This is a genomic window from Phocaeicola salanitronis DSM 18170, from assembly GCF_000190575.1.
GTDB lineage: Bacteria > Bacteroidota > Bacteroidia > Bacteroidales > Bacteroidaceae > Phocaeicola > Phocaeicola salanitronis.
This window is the reverse complement of record NC_015164.1, coordinates 2,620,001-2,637,942: the sequence shown is the minus strand read 5'-3', so window position 1 is coordinate 2,637,942 and position 17,942 is coordinate 2,620,001. Positions and strand designations below refer to the sequence as shown.

Annotated in this window: 11 protein-coding genes, 1 tRNA gene and 1 rRNA gene (1 of these 13 cut by a window edge); 7 read left to right on the top strand and 6 right to left on the bottom strand. The window is 50.5% G+C overall.

Annotation, left to right across the window (positions count from 1 at the left end; genetic code table 11):
- The first annotated feature begins 122 nt into the window (after positions 1-122).
- Complete coding sequence (locus BACSA_RS11420; RefSeq protein ID WP_013618253.1) at positions 123-2,534, top strand: glycoside hydrolase family 2 TIM barrel-domain containing protein; 2,412 nt, start codon at positions 123-125, stop codon at positions 2,532-2,534.
- A gap of 168 nt (positions 2,535-2,702) precedes the next feature.
- Here the strand turns inward: BACSA_RS11420 and BACSA_RS11415 are convergent, their stop codons facing one another.
- Entirely contained in the window at positions 2,703-4,199 is a 1,497-nt protein-coding gene (locus BACSA_RS11415) for an acetyl-CoA hydrolase/transferase family protein (RefSeq protein ID WP_013618252.1), read from the bottom strand.
- A gap of 25 nt (positions 4,200-4,224) precedes the next feature.
- Entirely contained in the window at positions 4,225-4,563 is a 339-nt protein-coding gene (locus BACSA_RS11410) for a hypothetical protein (protein ID WP_013618251.1), read from the bottom strand.
- 284 nt (positions 4,564-4,847) lie between these two features.
- Between BACSA_RS11410 and miaB the strand changes: the two genes are divergently transcribed.
- Together miaB and BACSA_RS11400 are read left to right on the top strand one after the other, a co-directional pair.
- The gene (gene miaB / locus BACSA_RS11405) at positions 4,848-6,239 is read left to right on the top strand and encodes a tRNA (N6-isopentenyl adenosine(37)-C2)-methylthiotransferase MiaB (RefSeq protein WP_013618250.1); all 1,392 of its coding nucleotides are present in this window, start codon (positions 4,848-4,850) and stop codon (positions 6,237-6,239) included.
- Between the two features lie 180 nt (positions 6,240-6,419).
- Entirely contained in the window at positions 6,420-8,417 is a 1,998-nt protein-coding gene (locus tag BACSA_RS11400) for a protein-disulfide reductase DsbD family protein (RefSeq protein WP_013618248.1), read from the top strand.
- Positions 8,418-8,958: 541 nt separating this feature from the next.
- On the opposite strand, the gene BACSA_RS11395 is transcribed toward BACSA_RS11400, so the two are convergent.
- Complete coding sequence (locus BACSA_RS11395) at positions 8,959-10,644, bottom strand: SulP family inorganic anion transporter (RefSeq protein ID WP_013618246.1); 1,686 nt, start codon at positions 10,642-10,644, stop codon at positions 8,959-8,961.
- Positions 10,645-10,861: 217 nt separating this feature from the next.
- Between BACSA_RS11395 and rbr the strand changes: the two genes are divergently transcribed.
- From rbr to BACSA_RS11380, 3 genes are all read left to right on the top strand, one after another.
- Positions 10,862-11,440 (top strand): rubrerythrin, encoded by a 579-nt coding sequence (rbr, locus tag BACSA_RS11390; RefSeq protein ID WP_013618245.1) that lies wholly within the window; start codon positions 10,862-10,864, stop codon positions 11,438-11,440.
- Between the two features lie 162 nt (positions 11,441-11,602).
- The gene (gene eno / locus BACSA_RS11385) at positions 11,603-12,883 is read left to right on the top strand and encodes a phosphopyruvate hydratase (RefSeq protein ID WP_013618244.1); all 1,281 of its coding nucleotides are present in this window, start codon (positions 11,603-11,605) and stop codon (positions 12,881-12,883) included.
- Between the two features lie 169 nt (positions 12,884-13,052).
- Positions 13,053-13,126, top strand: a tRNA-Asp gene (locus BACSA_RS11380).
- Between the two features lie 46 nt (positions 13,127-13,172).
- On the opposite strand, the gene BACSA_RS11375 is transcribed toward BACSA_RS11380, so the two are convergent.
- The 3 genes from BACSA_RS11375 to BACSA_RS11365 form a co-directional block, all read right to left on the bottom strand.
- The gene (locus BACSA_RS11375) at positions 13,173-13,805 is read right to left on the bottom strand and encodes a CatB-related O-acetyltransferase (RefSeq protein ID WP_041584007.1); all 633 of its coding nucleotides are present in this window, start codon (positions 13,803-13,805) and stop codon (positions 13,173-13,175) included.
- The gene (locus tag BACSA_RS11370; RefSeq protein ID WP_013618242.1) at positions 13,806-15,095 is read right to left on the bottom strand and encodes an MATE family efflux transporter; all 1,290 of its coding nucleotides are present in this window, start codon (positions 15,093-15,095) and stop codon (positions 13,806-13,808) included.
- Positions 15,096-15,337: 242 nt separating this feature from the next.
- Positions 15,338-15,958 (bottom strand): CatA-like O-acetyltransferase, family 2, encoded by a 621-nt coding sequence (locus BACSA_RS11365; protein ID WP_013618241.1) that lies wholly within the window; start codon positions 15,956-15,958, stop codon positions 15,338-15,340.
- A gap of 633 nt (positions 15,959-16,591) precedes the next feature.
- Here BACSA_RS11365 and BACSA_RS11360 point away from each other — a divergent pair.
- Positions 16,592-17,942 (top strand): 16S ribosomal RNA (locus BACSA_RS11360) (it continues 181 nt past the right edge of the window).

The window sequence follows — 17,942 nt, the reverse complement described above, 5'->3', positions numbered from 1 at the left end:
ACCGGATTACAAATCCGGCGTGACGTAATAAATACTTTAGTTATCAAAAGCCTCCCTCATGGGGGAGGTTGGTGGAGGCTTCCTATTAATTATTAATTGTTAATTGTTAATTATAAAGAACCATGAAAAAACTGTTTTTGCTGCTTGCGGCGTTCCTGATGGCGGGAGCGGTGCAAGCGATGAATGAAGGAAGAGAAGTGCTGGACTTCAACTTCGGCTGGCGTTTTCATGCCGGAGACGAGGCGGATGCCGAGCAGTCCGCATTCGATGACAGCGGCTGGCGCACGGTGGACGTGCCGCATGATTTCCAGATTGAGCAGCCGTGGGTGCCGCCTACGGCAGACGAGCGGGCCAGCAACAACGACCCCGGAGCCAATATCCGCAGCCGTCTGAGCAGCCGCGGATTCAAGGAAATGGGCATAGGCTGGTACCGCAAGACCTTTATCCCCGATGAGGCGTGGAAAGACAAGCGCGTCGTCATCGACTTCGAAGGCATCATGTATGTGGGCGATGTGTATCTGAACGGCGAGTACATCGGCGGGACGGATTATGGCTACGTGGGCTTCGAGGTTGACATCACGAAACGCCTGCAGTATGGCAAACCGAACGTAATTGCCGTGAAAGCCGACACGCGCGAGCCGCTGAATTCACGCTGGTACACGGGAGGCGGACTGTTCCGCAACGTGCGTCTGGTGGTGACCGACGCGAAGGTGTACTTCATGCGTCATCCGCTCTACATCACCACGCCGCAGGTTTCCGCTGCGGAAGCTACGGTGAACATTCAGGCGGAGATGGCTTGCTACACCAAGCAGAAAACGCTGAAGACCGAAACGGTGATAACCGACGCCGAAGGGCAGGTAGTGGCGCGCCAGACAGACGAATTGCCTTTCAACGCCCGGATGCGCACCTGCGAATACCGGTTGAAGCCGGTCCGGCTGGCAAATCCCCGTCTGTGGGACTGCGAAAGTCCGCATCTGTATAAGGTAGAGATGACGCTCTATCACGAAGACGGCACGGTGGCAGACCGCGTGAGCGAACATTTCGGCGTGCGCACGGTAGAGTTCTCGCCCGCCTTCGGCATGAAGCTCAACGGAAAGAAAGTGTTGCTGAAAGGCATCGCCAACCACCATTCGCTGGGCGCGTTGGGCGCGGCGGCATACGACCGTGCCATCGAGAAACGCATCCAGTTGCTGAAATCGTTCGGCGTGAACCATATCCGTACCTCGCACAACCCCTACAGCGAAGGCTTCATGGATTTGTGTGACAAATACGGCATTCTGGTGGTCGACGAGCTTTACGACAAATGGCTCGACCAATACTGCGGCGGACGTGCCGAGTGGGCTTCCTTATGGCAGAAAGACATTCCGGAGTTCATCAAGCGCGACCGCAACCATCCTTCCGTGGTGTTCTGGAGCCTGGGCAACGAGCTGCAGCAATACTGGAACCTGCCGTTTGCCGACTGGGGCGTCACTCCTTACCGCCTCCAGCGCGAACTGCTGAAGCGCTACGACGACACACGCCTCGTCACCGTAGCCATGCATCCCCGCTACCGCAGCCTGGAAACCGACTCGCTGCCTGCCCCGCTGGTGCACGAAACCGACATCGCCTCTTATAACTACCGTTACATGTATTTCCCCGGCGACGCGCGCCGCTTCCCCAACCTGATGTTCTACCAGAGCGAGGCGAACACCAGCGGCATGGGGCCGAACTTCTACGAAATGGACCTCGACAAGGTCATCGGGCTGGCGTATTGGGGACAAATCGACTACTTAGGCGAAAGTCAGGGATGGCCCGCCAAGGGATGGACGCAGGGCGCATTCGACATCTCGCTCCAGCCCAAGCCGATAGCCTATTTCCTGAAAAGCATGTTCACCGATGAGCCGCTGGTGCACATCGGCGTGATAGACGCCAACACCGACGCGATGTGGAACGGCGTACAGACCGGAACCGACCGCATGAGCGACCACTGGAACCGCCGGGAAGGCGACACACTCTCGCTCTACACCTACACCAATGCCGACGAGGTGGAACTCCGGCTGAACGGCAAGAGCCTCGGCGTGCAGCAAAACGACCGGCAGAACCCCAAGGTGCGCAACCGGATAAAATGGGACAACATCGTCTACCGTCCCGGAACGCTGGAAGCCATTGCCCGCACCGCCGGTAAGGAAGTGGCACGCCACCGCATCGAAACCACCGGAAAGGCAGTCCGGCTGGAGGTAATCCCCGACAACGGAAACTGGAAAGCCGACGGCACCGACCTGCAGCACCTGCGCGTCACAGCCGTAGACCGCCGGGGCCGCCAAGTGCCCGAAGCCGACACGCAGCTGACGTTCACGGTAGAGGGTGACGCGCGCATCGTAGCCGTAGACAACGGCAACATGGTTTCTGACGAGCTTCACGCCACCAACCGCCGCAAGCTGTTCAACGGTTCGGCGCTGGTCATCCTCCGTGCCGGAAAGACGCCGGGCGAAATCACCCTCACCGCCGAAGGCGAAGGATTCCGCACGGTGAAGACCAAGTTGCAGACGCATTGATTGGTGGGGGCACCACAGATTACACAGATTTTTTAAGTTATTTTCTTTTGAACCGCAGATTGGCGCAGATTTCCGCAGATTAAAATATAAAAATAATCTGCGTGAATCTGCGCCAATCTGCGGTTCAAGAGAAATAAATCTGTGTAATCTGCGGTGAAAAAACAAGCGTCAGCCGGCGAACTCGCTCCAGTCTGTCAGGCGCATGTCACCTTTCTTCAGGAATACCTGATGCATGCCCAGGGCGGCGGAGAGGCTGTGGCTGGTTTGTCCTTTGGTGGAAATCTTCAGGTAGTCCCACAGGAGTTGCTTGTAGTCGGGGTGGGCGCAGTTCTCGATAACCGCCTGTGCGCGTTCCATCGGGCTTTTGCCGCGCAGGTCGGCGATGCCCTGTTCGGTGATGATGACGTTGACGGAGTGCTCGCTATGGTCGAGGTGCGACACCATAGGGACGATGGAGCTGATGCATCCGCCCTTGGCGGTCGACGGGCACGAGAAGATGGAGATGTAGGCGCTGCGGGTAAAGTCGCCCGAGCCTCCGATGCCGTTCATCATCTTTGTGCCGCAGATGTGGGTGGAGTTTACGTTGCCGTAGATGTCGGCTTCGATGGCGGTGTTCATGGTGATGACGCCGATGCGGCGGATGACTTCGGGGCAGTTGGATATCTCCGAGGGACGGAGCACGAGCTTGTGGGCGAAGAAGTCCATGTTCTGGTAGATGTCGTCCAGGCAGTCGTTGGTGACGCTGAGCGAGCAGGTGCTTCCGAACTTGATGCGCCCTTCCTTGATGAGGGTGATGACGGAGTTCTGGATGACTTCGGTGTACATCTCGAAGGGCGGGATGCTCGAATCACGTCCCAGCGCGCTCAGCACGGCGTTGGCGATGTTTCCTACGCCCGACTGCAGGGGCAGGAAGGTAGAGGGGATGATGCCCCGCTTCATGTCGGCTGCAAGGAAGTCGGCTACGTTTTGCCCTATCTTGTCTGTCACGGGGTCGGGGGCGCTGAATCCGCGTGCCTCGTCGGGGATGTTCACTTCTACCACTCCGGCTATCTTCCGGGGGTCTACCTGTATGTAGGGCAGTCCGATGCGGTCGCTGGGGCGGACAATGGGAATGGGGCGGCGGTAAGGCGGGCGTTCCATTTCGTAGAGGTCGTGCATGCCGATGATGCGTTTGCTGTGCGCCGCGTTCAGTTCGATGATGACCCGGTCGGCGAGGCGGGCGATGGTGGGGGTGATTCCTACGCCGGCTGTGAGGTAGATGCGCCCGTCGTCGGTCAGTTCGCAGGCTTCTACGATGGCGGTGGTGACGTGTCCCAGGAATCCGGAGCGCAGGCGCTGTGCCACTTGCGAGAGGTGGATGTCGGTGTAGTTGATTTCGCCGTTATTGACCGCCTTGCGGAAGTCGGTGTTGGTGGTGTAGGGTGCGCGGAACTGGATGGCGTGTGCCCGTGTCAGCACGCCGTCGCACGAGTCTCCGGTCGATGCTCCTGTAATGATTCCGATGCGGAACGCTTCGCCCCGCGCGTGTTTTTCTTCGGCTTGTTTTGCCAGTTCGGCGGTTACGGCTTTGGGGCTTCCTGCCGGGGTAAAGCCGCTCAGTGCAATGATTTCGCCATTTTGTATCAGGCTGGCAGCTTCGGCTGCCGTCATTCGGTTGTAGTTCATAGTGTTCAGGTATTAAAAATATGTATTAGTATTTCCGTTTGAATATCTCCGAGTAAATGAATGCCTTGCGGGCTTCGTCCCGTGTGCGGAGGCTGATTCCTTTCTTTTCGGTCTGAGGTTTCGCCGCAGGCGGTGCAGAGGTCATCGGCTCAGGTTTCCGCATCTGTTGCGTGTAGCGTACCGGCTCCTTGCGCGGCTTGGGCTGTTCTTCCCGAAGAGGCGTTTCCGCCTCCTCCTCATACGCTTCTTCCGGGAAGCCGATGACCGGCTTCGGAGCGGCAGGCTTTTGTGCTTTCGGCTTTTGGGTCATTACCTTGTAAGCGATAATCACGATGCATATCAGAATGACGAGAATGTTGCTCATATCCGTTCTTAATTAATAAAAGGTGTGAAAGGAATCGCCCAAAGATAGTAATTTTCCGGCAAAGAAACATAAGAACTTATCACTTATTCATGCGGAACGGAATAGATTTCTTATCTTTGCGGGGGAATTTTCACCACAGAGAACACCGAGGCACACAGAGTTCTTTTTATATTGAAACGCAGATTGGCGCGGATTTTCGCGGAATAAGAAATAACTTGTTTCCTCTGTGAGCCTCTGTGTACTCTGTGGTGAAAATCCATTAGTAACCAATAATAAATAATCGTATGACAAACCAGACTGCGGGAACGGACTTTAAATCCGCGACCGGAAAAGAAACGAAAAAACTGTTTATTGAGACTTACGGATGCCAGATGAACGTAGCCGACAGCGAGGTGGTGGCTTCCGTTATGCAAATGGCGGGCTATGAGCCTTGCGGCACGCTGGACGAGGCGGATGCCGTATTTATGAACACCTGTTCCATCCGTGACAATGCCGAGCAAAAGATTCTGAACCGGCTGGAATTCTTCCATGCATTGAGAAAGAAACGGAAACACCTTATCGTAGGTGTGTTGGGCTGCATGGCGGAACGGGTAAAAGAGGACCTGATTGAGAACCACCACGTGGATTTGGTGGCGGGACCGGACGCTTACCTGAGCCTGCCCGACCTGATTGCTTCGGTGGAAGCAGGCGAGAAAGCCATCAATGTGGAATTGTCCACTACCGAGACTTACCGCGACGTGATTCCTTCGCGTATCTGTGGCAACCGTGTGTCGGGCTATGTATCGATTATGCGCGGCTGCAACAACTTCTGCCATTACTGCATTGTGCCTTACACCCGCGGACGGGAACGGAGCCGCGACGTGGCAAGCATCCTGAACGAGGTGAACGACCTCTGCCAAAAGGGCTACAAGGAAGTGACCCTGTTGGGGCAGAACGTCAATTCGTACCGCTTCGAGCAGGCGGACGGGACGGTGATTACTTTCCCCATGCTGTTGCGCACGGTGGCAGAAGCAGTACCCGGCATGCGCGTGCGCTTTACGACCTCGCATCCGAAAGACATGAGCGACGAAACGCTCCAAGTGATAGCCGATGTGCCCAACGTATGCAAGCACATCCACCTGCCCGTGCAGAGCGGAAGCTCGCGCATCCTGAAGCTGATGAACCGCAAGTACACCCGCGAGTGGTATCTGGAGCGGGTAGCTGCCATCCGGCGTATCATCCCCGATTGCGGGCTGAGCACCGACATCTTCTCCGGGTTCCACTCGGAAACGGAAGAAGACCATCAGATGAGCCTTTCGCTGATGCGCGAATGTGCCTACGATTCCGCCTTCATGTTCAAGTATTCGGAACGTCCCGGCACGTATGCTTCGAAGCATTTGCCCGACGATGTGCCCGAAGAGGTGAAAATCCGCCGCCTGAACGAGTTGATAGAACTCCAGAACCAATTGTCTGCCGAAAGCAATGCAAAAGACGTAGGCAAGACATTCGAAGTGCTGGTGGAAGGCGTGTCCAAGCGTTCGAAGGAGCAATTGTTCGGACGCACGGAGCAGAACAAAGTCGTGGTGTTCGACCGAGGCACGCACCGCATAGGCGATTTCGTGAAGGTACGTATCACCGAGTCGAGTTCGGCTACACTGAAAGGAGTGGAGATTGGAAATGCAGACAATATAGGATAGAACTTAATCCAATAAGTAGATGTCGAAAATTAGTCTGTCAGTCCAGAAACGCGGATTAACACGGATTTTCGCAGATTATTATTCTAATTATCTGTTTCTAATCTGCGTTAATCTGCGAAAATCTGTGTTTCTAATAAATATCATTTAATTTTGTACACTTACTTAAAACTAAACGAAACAATGAAAACAAGAATGACCCTCAGTTGGCTTTTTGCCTTCTTGCTCTGCCTGCCGGTGTTTGCCCAGATGCAAGACCCGGTGAAGTTCAAGGCTGAATGGAAAGAACTTTCGGCTACGGAAGCCGAGATTGTATTTACGGGTACGATTGATGCCGGGTGGCATGTGTATTCTACGGATTTGGGAGACGGAGGGCCTACCTCTGCAACGTTTAATGTAGATGAAATAAAAGGAGCGGAACTGGTAGGCAAACTGGTTCCGGGCAAAGGGGAAAAAGAGCAGATGGACCCGATTTTCTCCATGCAGGTGCGTTATTTTGAAAAGAATGCGACCTTTGTCCAGAAAGTGCGGCTCACCGGAGGCGACTATGTGGTAAAGGGATATTTGGAATACGGCGCTTGCAACGATGAGAATTGCCTGCCTCCTACCGCCGTTGATTTTTCGTATAGCGGAACGGCGGCGGGCGCATCGGCTGTAGCGGAGCAACCGGCAGAAGAAAAGCCGGAAGCAATAGCGGCGCAAGCAGAAACAGATTCTCTCCCTGCTGCTCCCGCCCAACTGGAAGGCACGGCTGACTATTGGAAGCCGGTCGTCAAGGAATTGTCCGAGTTCGGCGAAACCCAGCAACAGGATACGCATTCGTGGGTATACATCTTCTTCGCCGGATTCATCGGCGGGCTGCTTGCCCTGTTTACTCCCTGTGTATGGCCCATCATCCCGATGACGGTCAGCTTCTTCCTGAAACGCTCGAAAGACAAACGGAAGGGAATCCGTGACGCGTGGACATACGGTGCGTCCATTGTCGTGATTTACGTAGCGTTGGGGCTTGCCATTACGTTGATATTCGGTGCGAGTGCGCTGAATGCCTTGTCGACCAATGCTATCTTCAATATTTTCTTCTTCTTGATGCTGGTAGTGTTTGCCGCTTCGTTCTTCGGCGCGTTCGAAATCACCCTGCCTTCGAAATGGAGCAATGCAGTCGACAGCAAGGCAGAGTCTACTACGGGGCTGCTCAGTATTTTCCTGATGGCATTTACTCTTTCGCTGGTTTCCTTCTCGTGCACCGGACCGATTATCGGTTTCCTGCTGGTGGAAGTATCCACTACGGGCAGCATTATCGCCCCGGCATTGGGTATGCTGGGCTTTGCCATAGCGCTTGCCTTGCCGTTTACACTCTTTGCGATGTTCCCCTCGTGGCTCAAGTCGATGCCGAAGTCGGGCGGTTGGATGAACGTCATCAAGGTCGTATTGGGCTTCCTAGAATTGGCATTCGCCCTCAAGTTCCTTTCGGTGGCAGACCTGGCATACGGCTGGCGTTTGCTGGACCGCGAAACCTTCCTCGCCTTGTGGATTGTCATCTTCGGCTTGTTGGGCTTCTATCTGTTGGGCAAAATCAAGTTCCCGCACGATGACGATTCGACGAAGGTGGGCGTGGGACGTTTCTTCCTTGCCCTCATCTCGCTCGCTTTTGCGGTCTATATGGTGCCCGGCTTGTGGGGCGCTCCTCTGAAAGCGGTCAGTGCGTTCGCTCCTCCGATGCAGACACAAGACTTTAACTTGTATGAAAACGAAGTACACGCCAAGTTCCAGGACTTTGACGAAGGTATGGAATATGCCCGCCAACAGGGTAAACCGGTAATGATAGACTTCACGGGCTACGGATGCGTGAACTGCCGCAAGATGGAACTGGCGGTATGGACCGACCCGCAGGTAAGCAAGATGCTGACCGATGATTATGTGCTTATCACGCTCTACGTGGACGAGAAAGCGAAACTGCCCGAACCTATCAAGATTATGGAAAACGGCAAGGAACGCACGCTTCGTACCGTAGGTGACAAGTGGAGTTACCTGCAACGTTCGAAATTCGGTGCCAATGCCCAGCCCTTCTACGTCTTGATAGACAATGAAGGCAATCCGCTCAACAAGTCGTATTCGTACGACGAGGACATCGCTAAATACGTTGATTTCCTTCAGACAGGACTGAAAAACTACAAGAAATAAGTGCCCTGCAGATGAAGATATACTGGCTTTTCCGGCTTATATATCTTCATCTGCTTTTGCTATTTTCTTTATCGGGCAATGCATTTATCTTATTCGCCAGCGTCACGCAGGATTGCAAATCCGGTGTAATTGAAGAGTCAGATTACAAATCCGGCATGACAAGCAAGCTTTGACTTCTTCGCAATATAGCTGCATCGTTTGTAAGATTATTAATCTTACAGCGTGAAGATTAATAATCCTCCGGCGTGAAGATTAATAATCTTACAGGCTACGCAGCCATGCGGATTGGATTATCAAGCTAACTGAATGTTATGGCTTGGCTTGGAAAAGAAACGGATGGACGTAATCGCGTACGGGCATAAAAAAAGGAGTACCGCTGTACTCCAACCTTTGTTAACCTTAAATCTAATACTATGAAAAACACATTGCAAAGGTACGGACTTCTGGGAAATATGCAAGCATTAGGGTTATAAAAACGTGTTTTATAACATGCTTTAAGAAACGTACCTTCTTATTCAAAAGTCTTTAACAGATTAAGGCATCAGCTTACGCCAAGCTCTTTCCGTGCCACATCGAGTGCTTCATTGATGTTGCTGCAGATGTTTTCCTTGCCCAGCAAAGTATAGAAGCCCGACCGTTCCAATACGTCGTGCACCTGCGGATTGACACCCGAAAGGATGATGTGGATGTTTTCCTTTTGTGACATCTCGCACAGGGTAGTCAGGTTGTGTATGCCTGTAGAGTCGATGAAAGGCACTTTGCGCATGCGGATGATGCGTATCTGCGGGCGGTCGCCCAGCCGTGCCATGATTTCTTCAAATTTGGTGGCGATGCCGAAGAAGTAAGGTCCGTTTATTTCGTACACTTCCACGCCTTCGGGGATAACCAAGTGTTCTTCGTGCGTTTCCACGTCCGATTCCTTGTTGGGGTCGATTTCATCGGTAATGACCGATATCTGCGTGGTCTCCATCACTCGTTTCATGAACGATACGCAGGCGATGACCAGCCCCACTTCGATAGCCACGGTCAGGTCGAATATCACGGTGAGGAAGAAGGTGATAAGCAATACGGTGACATCGGATTTCGGGTTTTTCAGCAGCCCTTTGAATACTCTCCAGCCACTCATGTTATAGGATACTACTACCAGCACGCCGGCAAGGCACGCCATCGGGATGAACTTGGCGAGCGGCATCAGGAATATCAGGATGAGCAGAAGCACGATGGCATGAACGATACCGGCTATCGGCGAGCGGCCTCCGTTGTTGATATTGGTCATGGTGCGGGCAATGGCTCCCGTGGCAGGAATGCCGCCGAAGATGGGTGAGATAATGTTGGCAATGCCCTGTGCCACCAGTTCGGTGTTTGAGTCATGATGGTCTCCGATGACTCCGTCGGCTACGGTGGCGGAGAGTAAAGACTCTATTGCCCCCAGCACGGCGATGGTTATCGCTACGGGGAAAAGGTTCTTCACCGCTTCCCAGTCGAGCGAAGGTACGGTAGCTTCGGGTAATTGTGACTGGATGCTGAAGCGGTCGCCGATGGTGTCGATGCTGGTCACACCTCCGTACATCTTCATCAGGTATACCGCTACGGTCACAAGGATAATCGCTACCAGCGAGCCGGGAATCTTTTTCGAGAACTTGGGCGTGAGTGCGATAATCAGGATGCTGGCTATGCTGACCGCTACGTTCCACCAGTTGACGGTATCGAAATGGCGTGCATAGAGTATCCATTTGCCGATAAAGTCGCCCGGCACCTTCTCACCTCCGAATTGCAGGCCGAATACATCAGCTATCTGTGTGGTGAAGATGGTCAGGGCGATACCGCTTGTGAAACCGATGATGATGGGGTAGGGAATGAACTTGATGATGGTGCCCAGCCGGAATACTCCTAATATAATAAGAAGTATGCCCGCCATTAAGGTCGCTATCATCAGTCCTTCCAGTCCGTATTGCTGGATAATGCCGTAGATGATAACGATAAAGGCTCCCGTAGGTCCGCCTATCTGTACTTTGCTCCCGCCCAAAAGCGAGATGATGAATCCCGCTACGATAGCGGTGATGATGCCTTTTTCGGGACTTACTCCCGAAGCGATGCCAAAAGCAATGGCAAGCGGAAGGGCTACGATGCCTACGATGATGCCTGCCATCAGGTCGGTAGAGAAGTCCGACCGGGTGTAGTTCCGAAGCGTATCTACCAGCTTCGGCTTAAACTGAAATGTCTTCATATACCTATTGAAATAATTAAAATAATAAAAAAGAAGTGCAAAAGTATATATTTATCCGAACATAAACGACTACATTCCCGTTAATCTTTTAAGAAAAGGCAAGAAAGTCTTAATAGAACATAAAAGATGGATTGTAATAATTACAAATTTGAATAATAATGCTATCTTTGTAATGTTGAAAAGAAAACAATGTCTAACCACTAAATAACTAACGATTATGGGAAAAAGTATTAAAGGAACAAGAACAGAGAAGAATCTGGGTATTTCATTTGCTGGCGAATCACAGGCAAGAATGCGTTACACTTATTTTGCAAGTGCGGCAAAGAAAGAAGGATATGAACAAATTGCCGCTATCTTTACCGAAACTGCAGATCAGGAGAAAGAACATGCCAAGCGGATGTTTAAATGGCTGGAAGGCGGAATGGTGGAAATCACAGCCAGCTATCCTTCGGGTGTCATCGGAACTACGCTGGAAAACCTGAAGGCTGCTGCAGCAGGCGAGAATGAGGAATGGTCTCTGGACTATCCGAAGTTTGCTGATATTGCCGATGAAGAAGGATTTCCTGCTATCGCCAAGATGTATCGTGAAATAGCTGTTGCCGAAAAGGGGCACGAAGAAAGATATCTTGCACTGGCAAAGAATGTAGAAGAAGGTAAGGTGTTCAAGAAAGATACCGAAGTGGTATGGCAATGCCGTAATTGCGGATACCTGTATGTAGGTACGGAAGCTCCCGAAACTTGTCCGGCTTGCTTGCATCCACAAGCTTACTTTGAAGTGCAGAAAACGAACTATTAAGCCTTGCTTGACAGCTCGGTAATTCATCACAGGGGACACAGGGATACAGGGGTATTTCTGTGTCCCTTGCGGTTTAAAATACCTACTTTCAGGTATTGACAAAACAGATGAAAGTTTGCAATTTTGCGGACATAGAAAATAACTTTTAAAATCAATAAATGTATGAAAATCAAATCAATCATAGGTCGTGAAGTGCTCGACTCGCGTGGCAATCCTACCGTAGAAGTGGATGTAATGCTGGAATCTGGTATAATGGGACGTGCTTCGGTTCCGTCCGGAGCTTCTACAGGCGAGCACGAAGCGTTGGAACTTCGCGATAAAGATCCGAAACGCTATGGCGGTAAGGGTGTATTGAAGGCTGTAGAGAATATCAATACGGTCATAGCTCCGGCTTTGACGGGCTGGTCTGTACTGGAACAGCGTGCCATCGACCGGAAAATGTTGGAACTGGACGGCACCAAGACAAAATCGAATTTGGGTGCCAATGCCATTTTGGGCGTTTCGCTTGCCGTGGCAAAAGCTGCTGCAAATTACCTGCACATTCCTCTCTATCGCTATATCGGAGGGGTAAATACGTATGTAATGCCGGTTCCGATGATGAACATCATCAATGGCGGTTCGCATAGCGATGCCCCGATTGCATTCCAAGAGTTTATGATTCGTCCGGTAGGTGCTTCTTCGTTCCGTGAAGGCTTGCGTATGGGTGCAGAAGTATTCCACGCCTTAAAGAAGGTTTTGCACGACCGTGGACTGAGTACGGCGGTAGGTGATGAAGGAGGTTTTGCTCCGACATTGAATGGCACGGAAGACGCACTTGACTCCATCCTTGACGCTATTCGGGCAGCAGGCTACGAACCAGGCAAGGACGTGAAAATCGGTATGGACTGTGCGTCATCTGAGTTTTATAAGGATGGAGTATACGATTACACCATTTTCGAAGGGGAAAAAGGAAAGAAACGTACATCGGATGAACAAATCGCTTATCTGGAAGAGCTGATTGACAAATATCCGATTGATTCTATCGAAGACGGTATGAGTGAAAACGACTGGGAAGGCTGGCAGAAACTGACGGCACGTATCGGCGGACGTTGCCAGCTGGTAGGCGATGACCTGTTCGTAACCAATGTAGAATTCCTTTCGAAAGGCATTGCCATGGGATGTGCTAATTCCATATTGATAAAGGTAAACCAGATAGGCTCACTTAGCGAAACGCTGGATGCTATCGAGATGGCACACCGCCATGGTTATACTACGGTTACATCCCATCGTTCGGGTGAAACCGAAGATGCCACCATAGCCGATATAGCTGTAGCAACGAATAGCGGACAAATCAAGACCGGTTCGCTGAGCCGTTCGGACCGTATGGCGAAATACAACCAGTTGCTCCGTATCGAAGAAGAATTGGGCGACTTGGCAGTATACGGATATAAGCGTATTAAATGAAAAAAATCACTTGAAGCTTGTTATAAAGGGGGGATTTCAGCTGAAATTCTCCCCTTTTTCTCCTAAAATGAAGAAAAAATGAAAAAAAACAGGGAAATGTATTGCAGGTTTAAAAAATAGTTGTACCTTTGCAACCGCAATCGAGAGAGATAGCAACAAAAGAAAAAATGGTGCGTTAGTTCAGTTGGTTAGAATACATGCCTGTCACGCATGGGGTCACGGGTTCGAGTCCCGTACGCACCGCATAAACGCCCGGATTTACATTAAACGTGTAAATCCGGGCGTTTTCTTAAATTTTTATTTCAAATAACTCATTTATATTTCCCTTGTTGATATTGGGCAGATATTGACGTATCTTTTCAGTTGGCCAATTCCACCATTGTAATGCTTCCAGTTTGTGTATCGTATCTTCATCGAAGCGCTTTCTTATCGGTCGGGCAGGAACACCGCCGACTATCGTATAGGCCGGAACGTCTTTCGTCACCACGGCGCGGGCAGCTATGATTGCTCCGTTACCGATATGCACACCAGCCATGATAACCGCTTCGTAACCTATCCATACATCGTTGCCTATCACAATGTCTCCTTTATTATCCCAAGCCGTTGCTACATTGGATTTTTCCAAACCCCAATCTTCATAAAAGAGTGGGAAGGTATAGGAGGATAAGGACTTCAAGGTATGGTTGGCACTGTTGAACAGAAACTTCACGCCACAGGCGATGGAGCAGAATTTGCCGATTACCAGCCTTTCGTGATTGATAGGATAATGGTAAAGTACATTGTTTTGTTCAAAAAGCAGCGGATCGGACACAAAGTCGTTGTAGATGGTATAGTCACCCACTATGATAGAGGGGTCTTTTACGACTGCATTCAGGTACACGGTCTGCGTGTCACCTGTGCGTGGATATATCTTTTTCATCATTCAATAGCGTTTATATTTAAGATAGATAATGGACAATACACCGAGCAATATCACATACAGATACTCCGCTGTCCAATACACGGAAAGCGAAGTGCTGACGCAGCTTATGCTCCACAGGTAGATTTGATACGCTACGATGGTTATCATTTGGAAAATAAATGTCATGCGTGTCGCTCCCGTACCTGTCACAGCGTTTATATAGACATAGCCGGGCAGGGCAAAGGCATAGTTCAGCAGCATGACTACAAAGGGCAGATGGGCTATCTGCATCAGAACCGCACTATCCGTATAGACACTGATAATTGGATGATAGAAAATCAGAGCAAGGATAACTAAAGGTAAACCGATAGCATATCCTAAACGGACAACTCGGTTACACAGCGGGACTACCTGCTTCTTTTGTCCGGCTCCCAACAAATTACTTACCAGCGAACCGGTAGTAGCCGCCAGCGAATTGACAATGACAAAGAACAAGGTAGAAACACTGCGTATGACATTGGTGGCTGCCAGTTCTATCTCTCCCAAATGCTCGATAGACACGAAGAAGGCAAGCCACGATGCTACACCGATGAACGAATGGAACATACTCCAAACGGACACCCGGCAGACATGAAGCAGTACACTCTTATCTAACCTGCAATGTAGACCATAAAGCCGTTTATCCATTTTGCGTAAGACATAAATCGCCAGCACCGCCAATGAACACGCTTCGGCAAAAGAGGATGCGATGGCCGCTCCTGATATGCCCATATTAAATCCGAATATCAGGAACCAATTCATCGGAATATTCACCAGCACGGCTGTGAAAGCCGCCATGTTCAAGGCTTTTGTCTGCGTAATGCCTACTAAAAACGAACGCAAGGCAAGGAACGGAAAGGAGAACAGCAACCCCCAAATTCGTCCGTCCAAATAATCAATTACGGCATGATAGACTTCCGCAGAAGTTATCAGCCGACTTAGAATCATTGGAGAAAACAGTTTAGAGAGCAGACATAAAAAGACAGCAAGTCCTGATAGGAAAAACAATCCTTGAAAGAATGTCTTGCCCGTTTCGGAATAATGCTGCTCGCCGTTGCGCCGTGCGATAACGACCTGTAAGCCCAAACTGAAACCGAAGCCGAGCATATAGATAGCCAGATACCAAATCCCGGCAAGGGCGGATGCACCCAATTCTATTTCTCCCACATGCCCCAAGAAAATGGCATCGGTGATATTGATAAGTTGTTCGATAAGGATGCTCATCATTACAGGAAAAGCGATGAGCCAAATATGTTTATATGTATAGTTCATTGTTCAACTTGATATGATGCGACAAGTCCTGCTGCACGTAGCGGCATGGCACATCGCATAATTATAAATTTGGAATAATGGCAAAACAAGAAAGGACAAACCTGTTATAAGCCTGTCCGTTGCTGAATAGCTATGACTGAAATGCTATCCGTTAAGCGCAGCTATATGCACACTTGCCATTTCATAGGATTGAACAATTGGTATTTTTCTGTTAGTTCTGCAAAGATAACATTTGTTCTTGATTATACCACCAGACAGTTGATTTCTTTTTGCAGATTCTCCAAAAAACACGAAGCATGCGCGCCATCCATCTGGGTATGATGAAACTGAAAAGAAACAACCAGTGTCCGTTTCCATAAATGCCGTTTGTATTTGCCCCAAATCAGAAACGGATTATTGAACACTCCGCTGTACATACCTACCGCTCCGTCTATTTCATATTGCACAAGGGCAGATGTGCCAATCACCATGCAATCCGTCAAGTCATGATTCTGACAACTTTCAGCAACTTGCCTGGTCAGCCGCAGGTAATCTTCATTGAATTGTTTCAGGTCATTAGAAAAAGGAATGTCGCAGGAGCTTATTTCTCCTTCTCTATTAGCCACAACGGCACAAACGGCAAGGTTATCATATTCTATCAATTTTTTACCGACCGGAAGCATATAGAACTCTTTGATATGGCGTGCTGCCCGTCCGATGCACCAGCACATCAGCATATTGAACTTTAATCCAGTCCGTTTGCTTATCCGGGCAAGGCGGGTTACATCTATGGTCTTGAAAAAGGTGAGCATGGGCATGGGGGCATCTATCCACATTTCAAATGCGTATGCACGGGTCGTTTCTTTCGGATTTACTTCTTTCATTTCTATTTTTCGTTTTTGAATGCACAAAAATAAGGCAATTGTCTGAACGCAAATAGAATAAAAGAGACATTATTATTGAACAGGCAAGGCAGAAGCCAATGCGGACGGAGGTTTCCGGTGCTATGGACATTTGTTTCATGGCAACGGATGCCCTTTTTATGTTTCGGGTTGGCGGTTATGCCCTTTCATCGGCTCTTGCAAGTATATTCATAAACTCATGCAAGTAATTGCCATGCCTTTTCTTTCTGCTTCTGCTTGCGTTCGTATGCGCGCATGTATAATAATGCGCGCATGTATAATAATATGTATATGCCCTATTGCCTTTTTTCTTTTCTCCTTTTTCCTTTTTATTATTTAACTGTCTGGTTTACAGCGTGTCTTATTGTTTTTATAAAAAATAATCAAAAAAAGTTTTCGAATTGTTTGCAGTTTCTGAAAAAGTCTGTACCTTTGCACTCGCTTTCCGGAAGGGACGCCCCCTGAGAGGGGCTGTAACGGTAAGGGGAGCGACGTTCTATGAGATTATTTGGATAGGAACAACGTAGTACGATTCAAGGAAAGGAAAAGAGACGTCAATTCAAGAGACGAACGGGAGCCAGTCGACAGGATTCATTTAAAAGAAAAAGATATTCTACAATGAAGAGTTTGATCCTGGCTCAGGATGAACGCTAGCTACAGGCTTAACACATGCAAGTCGCGGGGCAGCGGAAGTTTAGCTTGCTAGGCTTGCCGGCGACCGGCGCACGGGTGAGTAACGCGTATCCGACCTTCCGCACACTCCGGGCCAGCCTTCCGAAAGGAAGATTAATCCCGGATGGTATGGCGTGGCTGCATGGCAGCGCCATTAAAGGAGCGATCCGGTGTGCGATGGGGGTGCGTTCCATTAGCTTGTTGGCGGGGTAACGGCCCACCAAGGCGACGATGGATAGGGGTTCTGAGAGGAAGGCCCCCCACATTGGGACTGAGACACGGCCCAAACTCCTACGGGAGGCAGCAGTGAGGAATATTGGTCAATGGGCGAGAGCCTGAACCAGCCAAGTAGCGTGGAGGATGACTGCCCTACGGGTTGTAAACTCCTTTTATAAGGGAATAAAACCTCCCACGTGTGGGAGCTTGTATGTACCTTATGAATAAGCATCGGCTAACTCCGTGCCAGCAGCCGCGGTAATACGGAGGATGCGAGCGTTATCCGGATTTATTGGGTTTAAAGGGAGCGTAGACGGGATGTCAAGTCAGCTGTGAAAGTTTGCGGCTCAACCGTAAAATTGCAGTTGAAACTGGCTTTCTTGAGTGCGTTCGAGGCAGGCGGAATTCGTGGTGTAGCGGTGAAATGCATAGATATCACGAAGAACCCCGATTGCGAAGGCAGCCTGCTAGGCCGCAACTGACGTTGATGCTCGAAAGTGCGGGTATCAAACAGGATTAGATACCCTGGTAGTCCGCACGGTAAACGATGGGCACTCGCTGCCGGCGATATACTGCCGGCGGCTTAGCGAAAGCGTTAAGTGCCCCACCTGGGGAGTACGCCGGCAACGGTGAAACTCAAAGGAATTGACGGGGGCCCGCACAAGCGGAGGAACATGTGGTTTAATTCGATGATACGCGAGGAACCTTACCCGGGCTTGAACTGCGGATGCATTGCGCGGAAACGCGCAAGTGGGCAACCACATCCGTGGAGGTGCTGCATGGTTGTCGTCAGCTCGTGCCGTGAGGTGTCGGCTTAAGTGCCATAACGAGCGCAACCCCTTCCGCCAGTTGCCATCAGGTTATGCTGGGGACTCTGGCGGTACTGCCATCGTAAGATGCGAGGAAGGTGGGGATGACGTCAAATCAGCACGGCCCTTACGTCCGGGGCTACACACGTGTTACAATGGGGGGTACAGAGGGCCGCCATCCGGCGACGGAGCGCCAATCCCTAAAGCCCCTCCCAGTTCGGACTGGAGCCTGCAACCCGGCTCCACGAAGCTGGATTCGCTAGTAATCG